We start from the raw sequence: 3,591 nt of genomic DNA on the forward strand, positions 1-3,591 counted from the left end.
GCGTTCTGGAAACGATGGACGGGATACCACACCCGCAGCCGCGCAGAAGCCAGGATGCGCTGCCTCAAGGCCTTCGGCGAGCGCATCGCCGCGAGAGACCCAGATAGCCAAACCGCTGAAATCCACATCCGCGTCGCACTCATCAACCGCTTCAATGCCCTCGGCACCGCCGAGATCGTCCGCGTGGCCTGAACCTGAAGGGGAAAGGGGAAGTCACGCCTCAAGACGCCTTTCTGCAACAATGCCCCGGAACATGAGGCAATGAGAGCAATTATGATTGGCAGTCGCGCAGTGTACTCTGAAGAGTATAGCCCGATAGCCAACCCCTTTGACGCCAGGCTAGATATGTCAAGCGCTCAAATGCTACGAATGTTCCTGCTGCATGGGTTGGTCAATCATGCAACCAGAAAGCACTTCGAGCCTGTTTCGGGTGATTCAATCAGAAAAGTATGCTTGGATATTGGTTTCGCACCGGATATTACGCTGCAGGTTCTACAAGACTTATGCAAGGCGCGCTACGTTTTCACTGTTTCTCACGGCCCAGCGAATTTTGAAGCTGATTTCATCCCCTCTCGATTGGGCGGGTTTGTTATACGAAACCTCACTTCAAACTTTGTGTTCGTTGAAAATACCAGCATGGATACTTTCATTGAGGACGAGGCGCTGTGGCAGGAATTGCGTAGCGCCACGGAGGAAGTTTTTCGGCTTAGAAAAACAACCGACAAAATTCAGCAGCGAATTAAGCGAGTAAAGTTGTTTTTTGAACATATGGCAGCACGCTACTCTGATATTTCAGATGAAGCTGCGAGAAGAGGCCTGGCTGCAGAATGGTTGGGCAACCCATTGCGCGATGCTGAGGCTAACTTGAGCGCAAATTGTGATCGCATCCTTCAATCCGCAGTGAGAAACTATGGAGAGGCATAAATGTTAAGCGAACGCTGGCGATAGCTTCGAGGCCGAGGGAGAGTGTACATGATCCGCAGCTTTGCGACGAGGGTCCTGACCCTAGGGCATTTGCCTGCCGTCCTATCAGTATTTTCTGGCGAACCGTCCGTCAAAGGGCTTGGTGTCTAGGAAAAACCTAGGTTTGATAATGGTAAGTAATCGCTGGATTCCCGCCCCGGGCACCATTTCAACTTTCAGAGACATCCAGAGACGTCCGGAAACCGGCTCAACACGTTGTATTGCAACGGTTTCGAGTCCAGAGCCGTCCAGCCAAAATCAGTGGCAGCAAGACCATTTTGGGGGTATAATTGGGGGTATCAGGCATAAATCGAATTCCATCTGCAGGATCCGTGCCGATGCCACTGACAGACACAGCAATACGGAACACCAGCCCCAGAGAGAAGCCGTTCAAGGTATTCGACGGCGCGGGGCTGTTTCTTCAGGTGAACCCGAACGGTTCCAAGCTGTGGCGCATGAAGTACAGAATTGCCGGTAAGGAAAAACTCCTCTCTTTCGGTCCCTAGACGGCGATGATGATCTGCTCGGCCCACCGCCCCAGAAAACAAAGCTCTCCTCCAGAATTTCCGACAACATCCCGCAAGACCACGAGCCGGACACCCGGAAAAAGAAGACGGTGCCGGACAAGAGCTGGGTGACGACCCTCACCCTGAACAAAAGCGGCAGGATCGAAACCGGGCTGCACAACGCGACCGTGATTTTCACCAATGACGCCCGGATCAAGGGCCGCCTCGAATATGCGGCGGTGAATTGTCTCCCATGCTTCCAATCCAGCGCATAGTGCTTATCGTAAATGGCTCTGTCAAAGCTACCGTCGCATCAGTCCTTCTGGGCAGAAAATCTGATGGATCTGCGATACTGAGTTCTCAGAATGACGCGCAGAAATTTGCAACATTTGGACGCCCCGCCTGAAGCAGGTGCAATTGCGTCGCCCCGATTTGCGTGCCATTAGATCGGTAGCAACTTCGAAAAAACAGAATTCTAAACTGGTATTGTACACGGTTAAGATACGGAGAACCAATGACTTGGCACATCACCGCTCGCATGGCTTGGCACGATCGCGGCTGGGACGGCCGTGTCTGTGATGATCCGGCAGCCAACACATACTGTACGGGTAGCCATTCGCTCCTTTCAGAACGGCTTGCACGGGAAAAGCGGATCGAATGCGAGCAGCCTTGTGCTGCACTCGACGTCGACTTACCGGACTATCAGCCACCGTGCTTCTGGACCTCATCCGCCTTCGCGCCAGAGCGGACTAAGGTCCTGCACCGTCATCCATTCCCTCAGTATCGTGACACGAAGCAGATCGAAGAGACGCTCCCCGCAAATTCGGTTTACACTTGGCCTTTCCGCCTCGCCATGACGCACGCGTCGAAGGACCGACACGGCAATTATTTTCCCGACCTCGATGCCCGGATCGACCGCTTTGCGCAAAGGCTCACCCGCGGCCGCTCGCTGGTTTTCTTCTACCTGAATTACGACAACCCGGTCTCAGCCGACGAATACAAATATGCGCTCGTGGGGTGCGTCCGCCTTGCCGACCTCACAACTAGCGGCGACTTCCCGTTCGAAACTGACGAGCTGGCAAAAATTCGTGGCTCAAAGGCACAGATGAAGAATTTCCCGATCGAGAATTGGGCGTTGCAATTAAGCCATGAAGGTGCCGCCAATGGCGTCTTGCTCCCCTATCAGGCCTATCTTGCCCACATCGCAACCAATCCGGACGAAGAAGCCAAACTAGACGAGATTCGCGTGCTGATCGACGAGCCGGCACTTCTCCCCAACTTCAAATATGTCTCCGAGCAGGTCCATGACGACCACGCGCTTGGGCTGCTCTACAAACTCAAGCGCGCGTTGGCGCGAGCGCAGGAACACGGCATCGCCGAAGTTGATGCCATGGTCGACCGGATTGAGGATTATATCGCCGACGCTTGGGCCGACCGTGGCCTTTATCCTGGCCTTGGATCAGTGCTAAGCGTCCTTGCCGATCTTGCGGAAGGCGAATTTCAGTTCGAAGGAAGCCACGGCGCGGCGCTTGCTGCCTCGCTGCACGCCTCACTTGCCGAGGGTGAGGATTTACTGGACATTACCTTCTCGCTGCTCGAATCCAAGGATCAGGTGCCTCCGGCATTGAAGGAGCATAAGGCGACGCTCCTCGATGCGCGGGCGGGCTATCGCGACAACAAGAGCTTGAAGCCGCTACTTCGCAAGCTGGCTCTATTCACGCTCACCCCGCGCCAGATCGGGCGCATCCTATTTCCCGAAGATGACGGGCCGCACGCCTTCGCCGGCCTCGCACTTTCACCCGGCGACATCGCTGCCAATCCATATGTGCTTGCAGAAAGCTATGTCCCCTCCACAATGCACGCGCGTGAAGAACGTGTAAATGCTGGATTGAATTTCCCCGGAAGTGCTGGCGCAAATTTCCCCACCTCGCGGGTTCGGCGATCAGCCGCGATGGTGATCGGCACCTCCGTTTTTTGGTGGCCGGCCGCGCCGTTTCGGCGGGAGCGGCGGTGCAATGTTGGCATGGGCGCGGGTGTGCTCGGGGATCAGGTCAGCATGTTTGCGCAACCGGTAGCTGGCGCCCTCGATCTGGACCACAACGGCATGGTGCAACAGTCGGTC

4 protein-coding genes and 1 pseudogene are annotated in these 3,591 nt (G+C 55.3%); all 5 read left to right on the forward strand.

The window, feature by feature from the left end; all coding sequences use genetic code 11:
* A pseudogene (locus A9D60_RS25265) lies at positions 1-192 on the forward strand (IS5/IS1182 family transposase); the annotation flags it as partial.
* A 69-nt stretch (positions 193-261) separates the two neighbouring features.
* Complete coding sequence (locus A9D60_RS25270) at positions 262-924, forward strand: hypothetical protein (RefSeq protein WP_065270133.1); 663 nt, start codon at positions 262-264, stop codon at positions 922-924.
* A gap of 377 nt (positions 925-1,301) precedes the next feature.
* Positions 1,302-1,469 carry an Arm DNA-binding domain-containing protein gene (locus A9D60_RS25890; protein ID WP_083194372.1) on the forward strand — a complete coding sequence of 56 codons (168 nt, stop codon included), beginning with the start codon at positions 1,302-1,304 and terminating at the stop codon, positions 1,467-1,469.
* 128 nt (positions 1,470-1,597) lie between these two features.
* The gene (locus tag A9D60_RS26775; RefSeq protein ID WP_175393045.1) at positions 1,598-1,744 is read left to right on the forward strand and encodes a hypothetical protein; all 147 of its coding nucleotides are present in this window, start codon (positions 1,598-1,600) and stop codon (positions 1,742-1,744) included.
* 239 nt (positions 1,745-1,983) lie between these two features.
* A partial coding sequence (locus A9D60_RS27315) for a hypothetical protein (RefSeq protein WP_175393046.1) occupies positions 1,984-3,591 on the forward strand: 1,608 nt, incomplete at its 3' end.

Source organism: Leisingera sp. JC1 (genome assembly GCF_001679925.1).
In the GTDB taxonomy this organism is placed as follows: Bacteria; Pseudomonadota; Alphaproteobacteria; order Rhodobacterales; family Rhodobacteraceae; genus Leisingera.